At 56.9% G+C, this 15,829-nt stretch carries 13 protein-coding genes; all 13 read right to left on the bottom strand.

Annotation, left to right across the window (positions count from 1 at the left end):
• Positions 1-108 precede the first annotated feature (108 nt).
• The 13 genes from clpA to DSCA_RS00570 all read right to left on the bottom strand — a co-directional run bounded on the left by clpA (position 109) and on the right by DSCA_RS00570 (position 15,804).
• On the bottom strand, positions 109-2,346 hold the full coding sequence (clpA, locus tag DSCA_RS00630) for an ATP-dependent Clp protease ATP-binding subunit ClpA (RefSeq protein ID WP_155314610.1): 2,238 nt from the start codon (positions 2,344-2,346) through the stop codon (positions 109-111).
• 3 nt (positions 2,347-2,349) lie between these two features.
• Positions 2,350-2,658 (bottom strand): ATP-dependent Clp protease adapter ClpS, encoded by a 309-nt coding sequence (gene clpS, locus DSCA_RS00625; protein ID WP_155314609.1) that lies wholly within the window; start codon positions 2,656-2,658, stop codon positions 2,350-2,352.
• Positions 2,659-2,893: 235 nt separating this feature from the next.
• The gene (locus DSCA_RS00620; protein ID WP_155314608.1) at positions 2,894-3,364 is read right to left on the bottom strand and encodes a metallophosphoesterase family protein; all 471 of its coding nucleotides are present in this window, start codon (positions 3,362-3,364) and stop codon (positions 2,894-2,896) included.
• Between the two features lie 287 nt (positions 3,365-3,651).
• Positions 3,652-6,183, bottom strand: coding sequence for a preprotein translocase subunit SecA (secA, locus tag DSCA_RS00615; protein WP_155314607.1), 2,532 nt, complete (start codon positions 6,181-6,183; stop codon positions 3,652-3,654).
• 203 nt (positions 6,184-6,386) lie between these two features.
• Positions 6,387-7,313, bottom strand: a complete 927-nt coding sequence (locus tag DSCA_RS00610; protein WP_155314606.1) for a M23 family metallopeptidase — start codon at positions 7,311-7,313, stop codon at positions 6,387-6,389.
• A gap of 203 nt (positions 7,314-7,516) precedes the next feature.
• Entirely contained in the window at positions 7,517-8,425 is a 909-nt protein-coding gene (folD, locus tag DSCA_RS00605; RefSeq protein ID WP_155314605.1) for a bifunctional methylenetetrahydrofolate dehydrogenase/methenyltetrahydrofolate cyclohydrolase FolD, read from the bottom strand.
• A 194-nt stretch (positions 8,426-8,619) separates the two neighbouring features.
• On the bottom strand, positions 8,620-9,657 hold the full coding sequence (gene argC, locus DSCA_RS00600; RefSeq protein WP_155314604.1) for an N-acetyl-gamma-glutamyl-phosphate reductase: 1,038 nt from the start codon (positions 9,655-9,657) through the stop codon (positions 8,620-8,622).
• A 129-nt stretch (positions 9,658-9,786) separates the two neighbouring features.
• Positions 9,787-10,503, bottom strand: a complete 717-nt coding sequence (locus DSCA_RS00595) for an ABC transporter ATP-binding protein (protein WP_155314603.1) — start codon at positions 10,501-10,503, stop codon at positions 9,787-9,789.
• On the bottom strand, positions 10,503-11,276 hold the full coding sequence (locus DSCA_RS00590; RefSeq protein ID WP_155314602.1) for an ABC transporter ATP-binding protein: 774 nt from the start codon (positions 11,274-11,276) through the stop codon (positions 10,503-10,505). The genes DSCA_RS00595 and DSCA_RS00590 overlap by 1 nt, the downstream gene beginning before the upstream one ends.
• Before the next feature lies 1 nt (position 11,277).
• Positions 11,278-12,621, bottom strand: a complete 1,344-nt coding sequence (locus tag DSCA_RS00585) for a branched-chain amino acid ABC transporter permease (RefSeq protein ID WP_155314601.1) — start codon at positions 12,619-12,621, stop codon at positions 11,278-11,280.
• A gap of 40 nt (positions 12,622-12,661) precedes the next feature.
• Complete coding sequence (locus DSCA_RS00580) at positions 12,662-13,627, bottom strand: branched-chain amino acid ABC transporter permease (protein ID WP_155314600.1); 966 nt, start codon at positions 13,625-13,627, stop codon at positions 12,662-12,664.
• Between the two features lie 269 nt (positions 13,628-13,896).
• Positions 13,897-15,069: an ABC transporter substrate-binding protein gene (locus DSCA_RS00575; protein ID WP_155314599.1), complete on the bottom strand. Its 1,173-nt coding sequence runs from the start codon at positions 15,067-15,069 to the stop codon at positions 13,897-13,899.
• Positions 15,070-15,594: 525 nt separating this feature from the next.
• A complete protein-coding gene (locus DSCA_RS00570) occupies positions 15,595-15,804 on the bottom strand; it encodes a hypothetical protein (protein WP_155314598.1) in 210 nt (69 codons plus the stop codon).
• Positions 15,805-15,829 lie beyond the last annotated feature (25 nt).

Below are 15,829 nucleotides of genomic sequence, written 5' to 3'. Positions count from 1 at the left end.
TTTGATCCTCTGAATTTTGGGCCCCGCCTCCGTTTACCAATTAAAAATTCAAAACTAAAAATTCAAAATTATTATATGCGTCAGCCATCAGCTATGAGCCATGAGCTATCAGCTATATCGGAACACCAGTTCATCCCCCTTCACATCCAACTTAACATCCCCTCCCTTCTCCAATTGACCGAAGAGGATTTCATCCGCCAACCTGTCCTTGATCTCTGTCTGAATGACGCGGGCCAGCGGCCGGGCGCCGTATTGGGGGTCGTGGCCTTTTCTGGCCAGGTAGGTTCTCACCGCCTCCGAGTACGCCATGGAGACCTTCTTGATCGCCAGCTGGTCAGCGAATTCTTTCATGAACTTGTCGACGATCAAGCGCATGATGTCGCGGTCGAGGGCATTGAAGGTGATGATGCCGTCCAGGCGGTTTCTGAACTCCGGGCTGAAGATTTTTTCGATGGCTTTCTGACCCTTGCCGGTGGAATCGCTTTTGGGGTCGCCGAAACCGATGGTGGCGCTGGTCATTTCGCGCGATCCGGCATTGGAGGTCATCATGACGATGACATTGCGGAAATCCGCCTTCTTGCCGTTGTTGTCCGTCAGGGTGGCGTGATCGAGCACCTGCAGCAGGATGTTGAACAGGTCTTCGTGGGCTTTTTCGATTTCGTCCAGGAGCAATACACAATAGGGGTGTTTGCGGACACCGTCGGTAAGCAGTCCGCCCTGGTCGAAGCCGATGTACCCGGGAGGGGCACCGATCAGCCGGGCCACGGCATGCTTTTCCATGTATTCACTCATGTCGTAGCGCATGAATTCCACATCAAGGAGGCCGGCCACCTGGCGGGCCACTTCGGTCTTGCCGACACCGGTGGGCCCGGTAAAGAGGAATGACCCCACGGGTTTCTCCGGCTGGCCCAGGCCGGCCCGGGAGCGCTTGATGGCGGTCACCAGGGCATCAATGGCATCGTCCTGGCCGTATACCACCCGGCGCAGCTCGCCGCCCAGGTTTTCCAGTTTGGCCTTGTCCGGGGTGGAGACATTCACGGCCGGAATGCGTGCGATTTTGGCCACGATCTTTTCGATGTCCGACGGGTGAATTTTCTTGCGGTTGGCGGCACCGCTCAGTCGGATGGCGGCACCGGCCTCGTCGATGACATCGATGGCCTTGTCGGGCAGGAACCGGTCGTTGATGTACTTGGCCGACAGCTCACAGGCCGCCTTGAGGGACGCATCCGTGTATTCGATTTCGTGGTGTTCCTCGTATCGTGAGCGCAGGCCTTTGAGGATCTTGATGGATTCCTTGACCGGCGGTTCCATGATATCGATCTTTTCGAATCTTCTGGACAGGGCACGGTCCTTCTCGAAATGATTCTTGTATTCCTCGTAGGTCGTGGAACCGATGCAGCGCAGCTCTCCGGTCGACAGAAACGGCTTCAGGATATTGCTGGCGTCCATGGACCCGCTGCTGGTGGCGCCGGCCCCCACGATGGTATGGATTTCATCGATGAACAGGATGGCGTTTTTACGTTTTTTCAGTTCCTGCACCACGCCCTTGAGGCGCTGCTCGAAATCTCCCCTGAATTTGGACCCGGCCAGCATGCCGCCCAGGTCCAGCGAATAAATCCGCACCTCTTTGAGCAGGTCCGGCACATCCCCCTCCCAGATCTGCTGGGCCAGCCCTTCGGCCATGGCGGTCTTGCCCACGCCCGGGTCACCCACGAAAATGGGGTTGTTTTTCCGACGGCGGCAGAGCACCTGCATGGTGCGCTCCATCTCCAGTTCGCGCCCGATCAGCGGGTCCAGTTTGCCTTTGGCGGCCCGATCAATGAGATTCACCGTGTAGGCTTCCAGGGGACTGGCTTTTTTCTTGGGGGTCTTCTGTTCGGCGGGCGTGGACGTCTCGGGCTCGCTTTCAGCAACGTCCGAAGGAAAATCACTGGAGATCACCCGGAGCACATCCAGGCGGGAAATCCCCTCTTCGTTCAAAAAAAACACGGCGTGGGAGTCTTTCTCCATGAAAATGGAGGCCAGGATATCGCTGACGGCCACCTCTTTTTTTTCGGCGGAGCGCACATGGTTGACCGCCCGCTGAATCACCCGCTGAAACCCGATGGTCTGCTGGAGCACATACTCGCTCTCTTCAGGGAGAATCTCCATGTTTTCATTGAAAAACATCTCCAGGTTGGACTTGATGCTCTCCACACTGCCACCGCATTTCTCCACGATGTCGAGACCTGAGCTGTCGTGCAGGATGGCAAAAAGCACGTGTTCGACACTGACATATTCATGCCGCCGTTTTTTGGCCTCTCGAACCGCGAAGCCTAACGTGGCGCTGAGTTCTTTACTAATCATATTTTATTCCTGTTCCATGCTGCAACGCAGCGGATAACCGCTTTCACGGGCAAGATTATGAACCGTATCAACCTTGGTTTCAGCTATTTCATGGGTGTAGACCCCGCAAACGCCGATGCCTTTCTGATGCACATTCATCATGATCTTTGCCGCCGATTCGGGGGATTTGCTGAACACGTACATCAGTACCTCCACGACGAACTCCATGGTGGTGTAATCGTCATTGTGCAACAGGACCCGGTACATGGGGGGTTCTTTGGTCCTGTCCCGGATTTCTGAACTTTCTTGTTGGTCGGTCTGGTAACGGGCCATGGTTTAATAAATTAAATAAGTTTGGTTGCAACGACCGCGTCCAGTGTCGCCGGTAACACCGATTCGTTCACGCCCGGATCATTTTCAATGTTCAGCCTGATGTCTGACCATTAATTATAATCACCGCCAATATGGATTGTAAAGTGCATTTCTTTGCCGAGAATTCGGAAGCGGGCCTGACTTGCGGGTCTGCGGGTTCTCCCATGCCATCCGGCAATCCGGAGGATGCAGGCGGCTAGAGGTCAAGCTTAACGATGCGGGGAATCGCGGCGCCATTTTCGATACGGACGATGGCGACGGAAACCGGATAGTCGAACCGACGGTGGCCGGCGCTTCCCGGATTGAGATAGGTAACGCCCTCTTTTTTCAGCAGCTGGGGCTGGTGGGTGTGCCCGCTGACGACCAGATGGATCCCGGCGGCAGCGGGTTCCAGGTCCAACTGGTTCAGATCATGAAGCAGGTAAAAAAAAATGCCCTCGATCTCCACCATTTCCCTGACCGGCAAGGAGTTGGACCATGAACCGTAGTCCATGTTGCCTCGAACGGCCACTACGGGGGCAATCCGTTTCAGCCGATCAAGCACATCGTTTTCACCGATATCGCCGGCGTGCAGGATACGGTCGCAGCCGCCCAGCGCCTCTACGACTTCCGGACGAAGCAGGCCATGGGTGTCGGACAGGATACCGATGGTTGTTGAAAAGCTCATCGTTGATAGCTCATAGCTGATGGCTGATAGCTGATAGCTCATGGCTGATGGAAAAGGCCCGAATCCTTCCCCTATGAGCTATAAGCAATCAGCTATCAGCTATTCCGGCTCGTGGCTCGTAGAAAAGGTTCAAAATCTGAACCAGGGACCTTTCGGAAAGGGTAGATTGTGGCTCAGATCAAGGCCGCAGGATTTTTGAAACCGCAGGCGTAGCAGCTGCTACGTCGAGGATTTCATAAGCACGAAAACGCCGATCTGGGCCGCAAGATGCCCTTTCCGGAGGGCCCCTATCTGCCGCAGCATTTCTTGTATTTCTTCCCGCTCCCGCACGGACACGGGGCATTGCGACCCACTTTTTGCGACTCGCGCTTGACCGGTTTTTTGGCTGCCGGGGCATCACCGCTGCCGGAAAAGGTCAGGTCCTGCTCTTTGGGTTTTTGAAGGTTTTCGATATGCTCCGGTTCGGCCAGCTGAATGCGGAAAAGGATGCCCAGGGTCTCCGACTTGATGCGGTCGATGGTCTCCTGGAACATCTCGAAACCCTCTTTTTTGTAGACCAGCAACGGGTTCTGCTGGGCGTAGCCGCGAAGCCCGATGCCTTCTTTGAGGTGATCCATGGACAGCAGGTGGTCCTTCCACAAATTGTCCACGGTCTGGAGCATGATCATGCGCTCCAGCTGGCGGAAATCTTCCCCCCCGCCCAGCATGGCGGCCTTCTCCTCATATATCGCGTGGGCCTCCTCGTATATGGCCTGGGCCAGGCCGTCTTCATTGAGACCGTCCAGGGTGTTTTCATCCATTTTGGACAGCCTGAAGTTGAACTGCTGGAACACATCGTCCGATACGGCCTCCCAGTCCCAATCCTCGGGAAGGGCTCGCTCATCGGCAAACTTATGGGCTATGGTTTCAGCGCTTTCCATCATGATATCGTCGATGGTGGACTTCAGGTCGACGCCGGTAAGCAGGTCACGGCGCTGCTTGTAGATCACCTCGCGCTGCTGATTCATGACATCGTCGTATTCCAGGAGGTGCTTGCGGATATCGAAGTTGTGCGCCTCCACCTTGGACTGGGCATTCTCGATGGCGCGGCTGATCAGGTTGTGCTCGATGGGCTCGCCCTCTTCCATGCCCAGCCGCTCCATGATGCCGGTGATGCGCTCACCGCCGAAAATACGGAGCAGGTCGTCTTCCAGGGCCAGGTAGAAGCGGGAGGAACCCGGGTCCCCCTGGCGTCCGGAGCGGCCACGCAGCTGGTTGTCGATACGCCGGCTCTCATGCCGTTCCGTTCCCAGGATATGCAGCCCCCCCAGTTCGATCACCCCCTCGCCAAGAACGATGTCGGTACCGCGCCCGGCCATGTTGGTGGAAATGGTCACGGCCCCTTTCTGCCCGGCCATGGAAATGATCTCTGCTTCCTTTTCGTGGTTCTTGGCGTTGAGCACCTCGTGGGGAATGCCCTGCTTCTTCAATTTCTTGGCCAGCTGCTCGGAAATATCGATGGAAACCGTGCCCACCAGCACCGGCTGCCCCTTTTTGTTGAGCGCCTTGATCTCTTCGATGGCGGCATCGAACTTTTCCCGGCGGGTCTTGTAGATCACATCGGGAAAGTCTTTTCGCACCATGGGCATGTTCGTGGGAATCACCGACACGTCAAGGTTGTAGATCTTCTTGAACTCCGCCGCTTCCGTGTCCGCCGTGCCGGTCATCCCCGACAGCTTGTCGTACATCCGGAAATAATTCTGAAAGGTGATGGTGGCCAGGGTCTGGTTCTCGTTCTCGATCTTGACGTTCTCCTTGGCCTCCAGTGCCTGGTGCAACCCCTCGCTGTAGCGGCGGCCGGGCATGAGACGTCCGGTGAACTCATCGACAATGATCACCTCGCCGTCCTTGACGATGTAGTCCACATCCCTTTTGAACAGGGTGTGGGCTTTCAGTGCCTGGTTGGTGTGGTGAAGCAATTCGATATTGCCGGGGTCGTAGAGGTTGTCCACGCCCAGCATCTGCTCGGCGTGGGCCACCCCCTCTTCGGTGAGGGCGGCACTTCTGGCCTTTTCATCGATCTTGTAGTCCACTTCCGCTTTGAATTTGGGAACGATGCCATTGACCTGGTAGTAGAGCTGGGTCGATTTCTCGGCCGGGCCGGATATGATCAGCGGCGTTCTGGCCTCGTCCACCAGGATACTGTCAACTTCATCCACGATGGCAAAATTCAAGTCCCGCTGGACCAGGGACTGTCCGTCAAACTTCATGTTGTCCCGGAGGTAATCGAAACCGAATTCGTTATTGGTGCCGTAGGTGATGTCCGCGCCATAGGATTCCTTGCGCTGCCGGTCGTCGAGACCGTGCTGAATCGTCCCCACGCTCAGCCCCAGAAACCGGTAGATCTGGCCCATCCATTCCGTATCGCGCCGGGCCAGGTAATCGTTGACCGTGATCACATGCACCCCGCGACCGGTCAGGGCGTTTAGATAGGCCGGCAGGGTGGCCACCAGGGTTTTGCCTTCACCGGTTTTCATTTCGGCAATCTTACCGCCGTGAAGCACCATGCCGCCGATGAGTTGAACGTCGTAGTGTCGCATTCCCAGGGCCCTTACGGAGCCTTCCCGAACCGTGGCAAAGGCTTCCGGCAGCAGGTCATCCAGCGGTTCTCCGTTTTCAAGGCGGGTCTTGAACCGCGGCGTCTGGTCCTTGAGCTCCTGGTCGCTCATTGCCTTTATGTCCGGTTCCAGAACATTGACAGCGTCCACAAGCGGCTGCAGCTTTTTCAATTCACGTTCATTTTTGCTGCCGAACATCTGGGTCAACCATTTACCGATCATCGGTATTCAATCTCCAGTTTTTGAGATGGATAGCGTTTCATTCGGGAAAAGTGGACACGACCTGCATGTCGTCGTGCATCTTTCGGTTGTTTTGCGGTGGCATCCTAAACCATTTTTTGCGGCTGCTCAAGCGCAAAGGGATATTACCCGTGCCGGGATGGGGAAACAGGCAGTCACCGGTGGAAAGAATGGATATGAAAAAATCAGTTCAGGATATACTTGGATGGATTGACAGGCACCCCGTTCAGGTGAACTTCATAATGCAGGTGGGGGCCGGTACTCCGGCCGCTGTTTCCCATCTGGGCGATAATGTCGCCCCGCTTCACTTTTTCACCACGCTTCTTCAATGTTTTGCTCAAATGGGCGTACCGCGTGACAATGCCATGGCCGTGATCGACGACAACGATATTGCCCATGGCGCCTTTCTTGCCCGCGTAGGAAACCACCCCGTTTGCCGTCGCCAGGATGGCGGTGCCTTTCCGGTTGGCGATGTCCATCCCTTTGTGCAATTCCTTTTTGCCGGTGAACGGGGATACCCGGCGGCCGAAACGGGAGGTGATCCAACCGCTGGTGGGGCGAATGGCCGGTGTTGCCGCCAGCAGGTTACGCTGCCCTTCCAGATTGTCCAGCAGGCTGCCGAGATTCTCCGCCTGGCGCTGGGAAGCCTGATCCAGTTCATCGACATGCCGGTGCATTTCCCGCATGAGCCCCTCGTGACGCTGGGTCAGATCCAGCTGGGGATCAAGGTCTTCGGGAGCGGCGCCGCCCACACCGAAAAGGTTGTCGTCGACCTGACCGGGTGCCAGGTTGGCGACGACGCGGATCTTCTTTTCGAAATTGTCCAGCTTGACCAGTTGTTCCTTGAGGCCGTTGATTTCACGGGCAAACGACTGCAGCTGCAGCCGCTGCTGCCCGATTACCTCCTGCTGGTCGTCAATGGTCCGGCCCATCCGCTGATTGGCGGCAAGGGATTGTTGAAGGATGCGGTATTTGTAAAGGGAGATGCCGACAGCCGCCGCTCCGGAGACGACAACCAGCGCCAGTGCCGCAAGCAGGGAGACAGGAATCGCAAGCCGCTTGACGGTCGTTCCTGAATTGCTCAAAATGATAAACGACAGTTTCTTTGCCATTGGCCTCTCACACCGGGATCGAAAATTTACCTTTTACGTTAAATTCCGGAAAGTTAAATCGAATTGACCGGCAGTCAAAATAAAAAGCTACCATGATAGAGACATCCTGTCAATACCATGGCAGCTTTCATTTTCTTTTTAACCACCCTTTTTAATTGACAAATAAGTGCATGCCAAAGGGTGGGCAAGTACTTCCCGGGACCTTAGGCGATGCCCAGTTTGAACTTGAGTGATTTCAACGTATTGAGCATGAGCATGGTGATGGTCATGGGCCCGACGCCACCGGGAACCGGGGTGATGGAGCCGGCGATTTCCTTGGCGGCATCAAAGTCCACATCACCCTTGAGGATCGCTATTTTTTTACCGGTCTTTTCACTGATCTTCTCACCCACACGGTTCACACCGACATCGATGACACAGGCACCGGGCTTGATCCATTCGGGTTTGACCAGGTCAGGCACACCGGCGGCGACGATCAGGATGTCGGCCCGCTTGCAGTGGGCGGCCAGGTCCTTGGTCCGGGTGTGGACGATGGTGACCGTCGAGTTGGCACCGGGGCCTTTTTGGACCATCATGTTGGCAATGGGTTTGCCCACGATGTTGGACCGGCCCACCACGACGACCTCGGCCCCGCTGGTTTCAACGCCGGCGCGTACGATCATCTCCTGGATTCCTGCAGGGGTGCACGGCGGGAACTTGACTTCGTCGCCGCCGATCATCAGCCGGCCCACGTTGACCGGATGAAAGCCGTCGACATCCTTGTCCGGATCGATGGCGTTGAGAACTTTTTTCTCATCAATGTGTTTGGGCAGCGGAAGCTGAACCAGGATTCCGTTGATGCTCTCGTCCTTGTTGTACTTGTCGATCAGTGCAAGCAGGTCCGCCTCCGAGATGTCCACCGACTGGTTGTCCTGAATTTCCTTGAAACCCACGCGGTGAGCCGTCTTGATCTTCAGGGTCACGTAGGAAATGGATGCGGGGCTCTCCCCCACGAGAATGGTGACCAGCCCGGGAACCACGCCGTGTTTTTCCTTGATCTGTTTCACTTCGGCAGTAATTTCCTCGAGGATCTGCTCCCGGATCACGGTACCCTTGATAAGCGTTGCTGTCATCTCCAGTCTCCTTTCACATTGATGGTTTCGGTATGTTTGTTCTTTAATGAAAAGCCGTTGGTGCTTTCAAAAAACGATTGCAGGTAAAATGCAAAGTCATGGGGATGCGGATTTTGCCCCCGTTCAGGCAGATTGTGAGAACGCCACTTGTTTAGTCCAAAACAGCGGGGATGTCAATAAAACGATCATGACGGCTACAAGGGATAGGCAACGCCGTCCAAACCGGTGGTTTCATCGAAGCCGAACATCAGGTTCATGTTCTGGACGGCCTGCCCGGCTGCGCCCTTGACCAGGTTGTCGATCACCGACATCAGGATCAGCCGGCCGCTGCCGGGATCCACCACCCAGCCAATGTCGCAGAAGTTGGTTCCCCGTACGTGCAGGGTATCGGGAAATCGACCACGGGGCATCAGGCGGATGAAAGGCGTGCCGCGGTACGCCGATTCCAGGCACTGACGGATCCGCCCGTCATCGACGCCGGGGGAAAGCGTCGCGTAAACCGTGCTTTCCATCCCCCGGGTCATGGGCACCAGGTGGGGTACGAATGTGATTTTTACCGGCACGCCCGCGCACCGGGAGAGTTGTTCCTCAATCTCCGGGGTGTGACGGTGTCCCCCGACCTTGTAAGCCTTGAACGACTCATTGACGTGACAGAAATGCGTGGTCTGGCTGGCCCCGCGGCCGGCACCGCTGACACCGGACTTGCAGTCCGCGATGATGGTGGCCGGGTCCACCAGTTTCTCCTCGATCAGGGGAAGCAGCGGCAGCAGAACGCTGGTGGGGTAGCAGCCCGGATTGCCGATCAGGTCCGCCGACACCACCTGGGATCCGTAGCGCTCGCAGAGTCCGTAAACCGACCGCTCCATGAGATGGGCACAGCTGTGCGGCTGGTAGTGCGCCTCGTAGGCATCGCGGCTCTTAAATCTGAAATCGGCGGACAGGTCCACCACCCGCTTTCCGGCATCCAGAAGGGCCGGCACCATGCCCATGGAAACTTTGTGAGGCAGAGCCAGGAACACCACATCGCTGTTGTCACATACGGTTGCCGGATCGTTGTCATCGCAATTCAGACCGACAACGCCGCTGAGGGCCGGGTAGATGCTGTCATAGGCGACCCCAGCGTATTGACGGGAAGTAACGACGGACAGGGACACCCGGGAATGCCCGGTAAGAATACGGACCAGTTCGGCACCGGCGTAGCCGGAGGCGCCGATTACTGCTGCACGAAGCATGAGGACTCCTTAACCCGGATAGGCCGGGAATAACGGATTACAGTCATTGCAATCGAAAAAACAGACACCTAATAGCAAAGCTCCAACAAATTGCAATATCCAAATCTCAAACCCTCCTCATCGATCCGCTCATCCACCCAAATAGGCTTTCTTCACCTCGGGATCATTGATCAGGGTCTCGGAATCGCCCTCCAGCACCAGGTTTCCGTTTTCCAGGACATACCCTTTTTGTGAAAATTTCAAGGCCAGCCGGGCATTCTGCTCCACCAGGAGGATGGCGGTCCCCTCCTGCCGGTTGATTTCCTTGAGGGCCTGGAACACATTCATCATCAGCAGCGGCGACAACCCCATGGAGGGTTCGTCGAGAAGCATCAGCCGTCGACCGCTCATGAACGCCCGGCCAATGGCCAGCATCTGCTGCTCGCCGCCGCTCATGGTGCCCGAAGCCTGTGATTTTCGTTCTTCCAGCCGGGGAAAAATTTCGAACACCCGGCGGATGTCCTTTCTCACATTGTCGCGGTCCTTTCGGGCGAATGTTGCCAGCTGAAGGTTCTCCATCACCGTCAGGTTGCCGAACAGACGGCGGCCTTCCGGGACATGGGTGATGCCCAGCTGGCTGACCACCTTGTCGGCCGCAAAGGAGAGCAGGTCCTTTCCCATGCAGGTCATGGCGGATCCCTTCCCCACCGGCACCATTCGGGAAACGGCCCGCAGGGTCGTGCTTTTCCCGGCACCGTTGGCGCCGATGATGGTGACGATCTCGCCGGCATCGATATTGAAGCTGATCCCGTGCAGGGCTTTTATTTTTCCGTATGACACCCGGAGGTTTTCCACGTTGAGCAGCATCAGAATTCCACCTCCTGTTCGCCTATGTAGGCCTCGATGACCTTGGGATGATTCTGAACTTCGTTGGGCGCGCCCTCCACAAGGACCTTGCCGAACACCAGGGCCTGTACGTGCTGACACAGTTCGTGGACCACTTTCAGCCGGTGTTCGATCAGGAAAATGGCCAGGTTGAATCGCTCATGGGCCTTGCGGACCACCTCGATCATGGACATCATCTCGTCAGGCGTCATGCCGACCGTGGGTTCGTCCAGCAGCAGCACCTTGGGCTCGATCACCATTGCCCGCGCCATTTCCACGCGGCGCTGGGCGCCGTAGGGCAGGTTGACCACCAACTGGCCGGCAAACTGGTCAACGGCGAACATTTCCAGGTATTCCATGGAAAGTTCCGTGGCATGACGCTCCTCCCGCCGGCGCCTGGGGGTGTCCAGAAAGGCCCCCATGAGCCCGTAGGAAAGCTTGGAATAACGGGCCATCTTGATGTGGTCCAGCACGGTCATGTGGCGCCAGAGCTTCATCTCCTGAAAGGTGCGCGCAAGCCCCATGGCAGCGGTCTCGTTGGGTTTCTTGCCGACGAGTTCCTCGCCGTCGAAGCGGACCGACCCCCGGGTGGGACGATAAATGCCGGTAATCAGGTTGAAGATGGTGGTCTTTCCGGCACCGTTGGGGCCGATGAGGCCGGTAATCTGACCCGGGTCCAGGCTGAGGTTGTATTCCGAAACGGCCTGCAGTCCGCCGAAATTGTGACTCATGTCAGAAACGTGAAGCAGCGGCATATCAGTCCACCTCCTTGGGTCCGAACACCTGCCGGACATCGAATTCCTTGAAGGCGATAAGGCCGGTGGGCCGGTAAATCATCACCAGGATGAGCAACAGCGGAATGACAATCCATTTAAGAATTTCCAGGGGACGGAGGGCCTCTCCCAGCAGGCTGATGGACACCGCCCCCACGATGGAGCCGTAAACGGAGTTCAGGCCGCCGAAATAGACCATGGCCAGCACTTCCGCCAGTTTCTGGACGCTGAACATGGCCGGGTTCACATAACGCAGCACGTGGGCCAGCAGGCCGCCGGACACGCCGGCCCAGAATGCACCGAACATGAAGGCCGCCATCTTGGTTTTACGGGTGTCCACGGTCATGGCTTCGGCCGCGGTTTCATCATCGCGTACCGCATTGAGGGCCTTGCCCATGGTCGAGGTCACGAAGTTGTTGATCGTCCAGACGCCGAAGGCCATGGTGATGAAAATCACCGGCAGGGTCGCCCAGTCCGGCTGTCCGGAAATGCCCCGGCTGCCGCCCAATGCCTGTATGTTCTCAAAAAAGCTCTTCACGATGAACAGAAACGCCAGACTGATGATGGCCAGGTAATCCCCACGGGTTTTGAATGAGGGGATGGCGATGATCAGGGCGCCGACCGCCGCCATCAAACCACCGAAAATGAGCGCCAGCGGAAAACTCAGGTAGGCGGTGGAAAATGTGAATACCGCCTCGCCCAGCACCTTGTCGCTGGAGAAGAGCCCCACGGTGAACAGGCTGGACATGTAGGCGCCGATGGCCATGAAGCCGGGGTGCGAGCATGAGAATTCACCCATATACCCGTTGATGATGTTCAGGCTCAGGGTGAACAGAACGGCAATCAGGGTCAATTTGAGGAAAATCAACCGGTAGTCGCTCATCTCGGCCCAGATGTGCAGTGCCGCATACATCAGTCCCAACTGAACAAAGGCGGTGACCGGAAGGGGCAGCCCCTGCAGGTAACGGGCCAGCGCATTGGCCGGCCTGACCACCGCCCGGGCGACGAGGGCCAGCGGGATCAGGTAGATGGCGCTCAGGTAGGCGACCGCCCCGGGAATCTGCACCAGGGTCGCCCAGTTGAAGGCGTCTCCCTTGATGAGAAAATTGACAACCCCGGCCAGCACTTTAAAGGTGGTGAGAAGACCGAAAAGCACCGGCATCTTGGGCAGTCCCAACAGCGACGTCAGCCCTTCGCCGGCCAGTTGCTCCCAGACCACGCAGACCATAAATCCGAGAAGATATCCCAAAAGCGGCACCGGTTTGAAAAACAGGCCCACCCGGTAAAACATACCGCCGGTCTGTTTCGGTGCGTGTGTGTCGTCCATGGTAACGTTTCCTTGTCAGCAAAAAAAACCAGGATGAGAGTTAGAGTCTCAGTTTCGAACTGTATGCCTGCCCGAAAAGTCCGTGTGGCCTGAAAATCAGAATCACCAGGACGATGGAATAGGCGATCAGATCACGCAGGTTGGACCCGATACTGAGCGAGAACAATCGGTTTACGATCATGATGGCAGGCACGGTCATGATCTCGATGAAGCCGAGCATGAAGCCGGCGACACAGGCCCCCATGATGGATCCCCGTCCCCCGAGAATGGCGGCCACGAAGGCTTTCCAGCCGAAGCTGACCCCCATGTAGGGATCCAGGACCGGGTAGGCCAGGCCAAAGAGAATGCCGGCGGCGGCGGCCAGTGCCGAACCGATGGCAAAGGTCATGGCGGCAATGGTGTTCATGGGCACGCCCACCAGGGGGACCACCACATAATCGTAGGCCATGGCCCGCATGGCCATGCCCCACTTGGTCCGGTTGATCAGCTGGTGCAGGGCCAGCATCAGCCCGATGGAGACCAGTACGATCATGATCTTCTTGTTGGTCACGTACACACCGCCGATATTGTAGGTGACCGATTCGATGAGTTGGGGAAATTTAAGGCGCGAGCCGCCCAGAAAAAGGATATTGGCGGTTTCCAGGATAATGCCGATCATCAGGCCGGTGATGGCCGCGGACGCCCGCGGCGCCTCCCGCAACGGTCGATACCCCACCCGCTCGACGATGATTCCCACGAAGGCGGTCAGAAACATGGAAACCAACAGGGTGAGCACCAGTATCAGCCAGCCGGGTAAAACGGCGGCCGCACCGGTACCGAAAAGGGACAGCAGCCCCAGTGAAACGCCAAGCCCGATGTAGGCGCCCACCATAAAAATATCCCCGTGGGCAAAGTTGAACAGCATGAGGATGCTGTACACCATGGAGTATCCGAGTGCGATCAGGGCATAGAAGCTGCCCCACTGCAGGGCATTGACCAGATTCTGCATGAAAAAGTTAAACGTCATGGAAAGCGGCTCCCGTCAAAAGGAAAGGGAAACAGGCGCACCCGCTCCCTTTTTCGTTGGGTCTGGCGAACCGGCCGCCTCCCGGGAAGGAAGCGGCCGGCGAGTTTATCTGTTTCGGGTCATGTTCAGTGCTCGTTCAGAAATGGCAGGTTGCGGTTCAGATCATGGCCGCAGGGTTATTGGAACCGCAGGCGCAGAAGGGCTGCGTCGAGGATTTCAATAACTCGAGACCGCAGAACCGGGCCGCAGGATGCCTTTTCTGGATGGCACTATTTGGGGCAGACGGATTTGAAGAAGGCGAACTTGCCCTCGTCGTTGATCTGGACCACCACGGCACATTTTTTCGGATCACCGTCGGCGGTGAACGTCATGCCGCCGGTGATGCCGGGGTAGTTCTTGATGCCTGCCAGGGCATCTTTGACCTTGGCGCGGTCTTTTTTCACATCACCGGAAAGCCCGCCCGTGTCTTTAATGGCCTGGATCATCAATCCCAGTGAATCCCAAGTCAGGGCGGCCACGTCGTCGGGTGTCTTGCCGTATTTGGCGGTGTATTCATCGATAAAGGCTTTGGTTTCACCCTTGGCGCCGGCGGCGGCATAGTGGGTGGAGAAATAGTACCCCTTGCATTCGTCCCCGCACAGCCCCATCAGGTCGCCGCTCCCCCAGGAGTCGGACCCGAGGATCGGCTTGGTCCAACCCATCTCTTTGGCGGCGCGGACGATCAGGGGCACTTCACTGTAGTACTGGGGGGTGAAGAGCACATCGGCGCCCGCCATCATGATATTGGTCATCTGGGCGGAAAAGTCCTTGTCACCGGTGGTAAAGCTCTCGAAGGCCACAACGGAACCGGGCCCGTGGATTTCCTCGAAAGCGGCCTTGAAAAACTCGGCCAGGCCTTTGGGATAGTCGGCTGCGATGTCGTAAAGCACCGCGGCTTTCTTGGCACCCAGTTCATCGGTGGCGAAATTGGCGGCCACCGGACCCTGGAAGGGATCGAGGAAACAGCCCCGGAAAACAAACGGACGGTCCAGGGTGGTGTTGGGGTTGGTTGACCAGGGGCTGATCATGGGCGTGGCGAAGTTGTTGGCCACCTCACCGGCCGGTACGGCCTGGCTGGAAGACTGGGGGCCGACGATGCCCAGCACACCCTCTTCGGTAATCAGCTTGGTGCTGACCTTGACGGCAGATTCAGCCTTGTACTCGTTATCGTCAAAAACGAACTTCAGGGCGTAGGATTTGCCGCCGACCTCAACGGTGGGATTTTTTTTCAGGTACATCTCGGCAGCATTTTTGGACGACGCGCCCACGTCGGGGTTGTCGCCGGTCAGGGGGATGTTGAAACCGATCTTGATGGTATCCGCTGCGCCTGCATCGGCCGCCGCGAACGTGAAAACCATTAACGCGACCACAGATAATACGAGACCAACTGAGATTTTACGCATGTCACTCCTCCTTTTACTGCCGATTGGGTGGGTTGGGATTGGGAACGAAATAAATTGAGCGAAAGAGGTCCGCGTCTCCATTCATATTCACGGCACCCGGGTGGCTCCCGCCGGTATTCCGCGGTCGCTGCACCAAATTGAAGATGGACGGAAAGAAGGCACCATTCGGTTCAAGTTATAACGTTCGCGATCTTAAGTTGGGGGAAAAACGCCCCGATGGGGTTAGACTGCCTAACTAACACGGGCACTTGTGTTTTTCAATGTCATTTTGCCATGCCCCCTCCTGTCGGGCGGGCGGCAGGCAGGCATACCCGCTCCTGCCCGGTTTGGGTATAGACAGCAACCAACATGCCAGGATGTCGGGAGTTCCAATAATCGCCGGGCGGCTGCGGCTTGCCTGTAAAACGGAAAAACAGGCGGGGAAAAAACAGCGGGGGATGGGACAGAATTGAAATAACCGCCGGTTAGAAATTGCAGATTTGTCAGTTTCAATAATGGGCCGGTACTTGCCTGTCGTCTGACAGGCTAACGCCCGCGCATCTCCGCCACCATCGATTTCAGTATGGAAAGCACATTCCCCCCCCGTTCCCGGGCAATGCGATGGGCATCATCCACAAGTTTCCGGGCGCGAGGTTCCAAAAGGACTCTGTCCGGCACGGATTGGCCATTTTTTTCATACTGCCAGGCCAACAGGCGGACGGCGACCTTGACCTGCTGATTTTTCAAAAACCCCATCGTTGACCTCAAGGTAGCCGCTCAT

The sequence above is a fragment of the Desulfosarcina alkanivorans genome (genome assembly GCF_009688945.1).
GTDB lineage: Bacteria > Desulfobacterota > Desulfobacteria > Desulfobacterales > Desulfosarcinaceae > Desulfosarcina > Desulfosarcina alkanivorans.
Note: the sequence above shows the minus strand (reverse complement) of the source record. Positions and strands in the feature narration are given on the sequence as shown.

Bases quoted from the DNA above. Each gene is read 5' to 3' on its own strand.
- DSCA_RS00585 (WP_155314601.1), bottom strand. From the start codon at position 12,621: ATGGACGACACACACGCACCGAAACAGACCGGCGGTATGTTTTACCGG.
- clpS (WP_155314609.1), bottom strand. From the start codon at position 2,658: ATGGCCCGTTACCAGACCGACCAACAAGAAAGTTCAGAAATCCGGGAC.
- DSCA_RS00620 (WP_155314608.1), bottom strand. From the start codon at position 3,364: ATGAGCTTTTCAACAACCATCGGTATCCTGTCCGACACCCATGGCCTG.
- DSCA_RS00610 (WP_155314606.1), bottom strand. From the start codon at position 7,313: ATGGCAAAGAAACTGTCGTTTATCATTTTGAGCAATTCAGGAACGACC.
- folD (WP_155314605.1), bottom strand. From the start codon at position 8,425: ATGACAGCAACGCTTATCAAGGGTACCGTGATCCGGGAGCAGATCCTC.
- DSCA_RS00590 (WP_155314602.1), bottom strand. From the start codon at position 11,276: ATGCCGCTGCTTCACGTTTCTGACATGAGTCACAATTTCGGCGGACTG.
- DSCA_RS00575 (WP_155314599.1), bottom strand. From the start codon at position 15,069: ATGCGTAAAATCTCAGTTGGTCTCGTATTATCTGTGGTCGCGTTAATG.
- secA (WP_155314607.1), bottom strand. From the start codon at position 6,183: ATGATCGGTAAATGGTTGACCCAGATGTTCGGCAGCAAAAATGAACGT.
- DSCA_RS00595 (WP_155314603.1), bottom strand. From the start codon at position 10,503: ATGCTGCTCAACGTGGAAAACCTCCGGGTGTCATACGGAAAAATAAAA.
- DSCA_RS00580 (WP_155314600.1), bottom strand. From the start codon at position 13,627: ATGACGTTTAACTTTTTCATGCAGAATCTGGTCAATGCCCTGCAGTGG.
- argC (WP_155314604.1), bottom strand. From the start codon at position 9,657: ATGCTTCGTGCAGCAGTAATCGGCGCCTCCGGCTACGCCGGTGCCGAA.
- DSCA_RS00570 (WP_155314598.1), bottom strand. From the start codon at position 15,804: ATGGGGTTTTTGAAAAATCAGCAGGTCAAGGTCGCCGTCCGCCTGTTG.
- clpA (WP_155314610.1), bottom strand. From the start codon at position 2,346: ATGATTAGTAAAGAACTCAGCGCCACGTTAGGCTTCGCGGTTCGAGAG.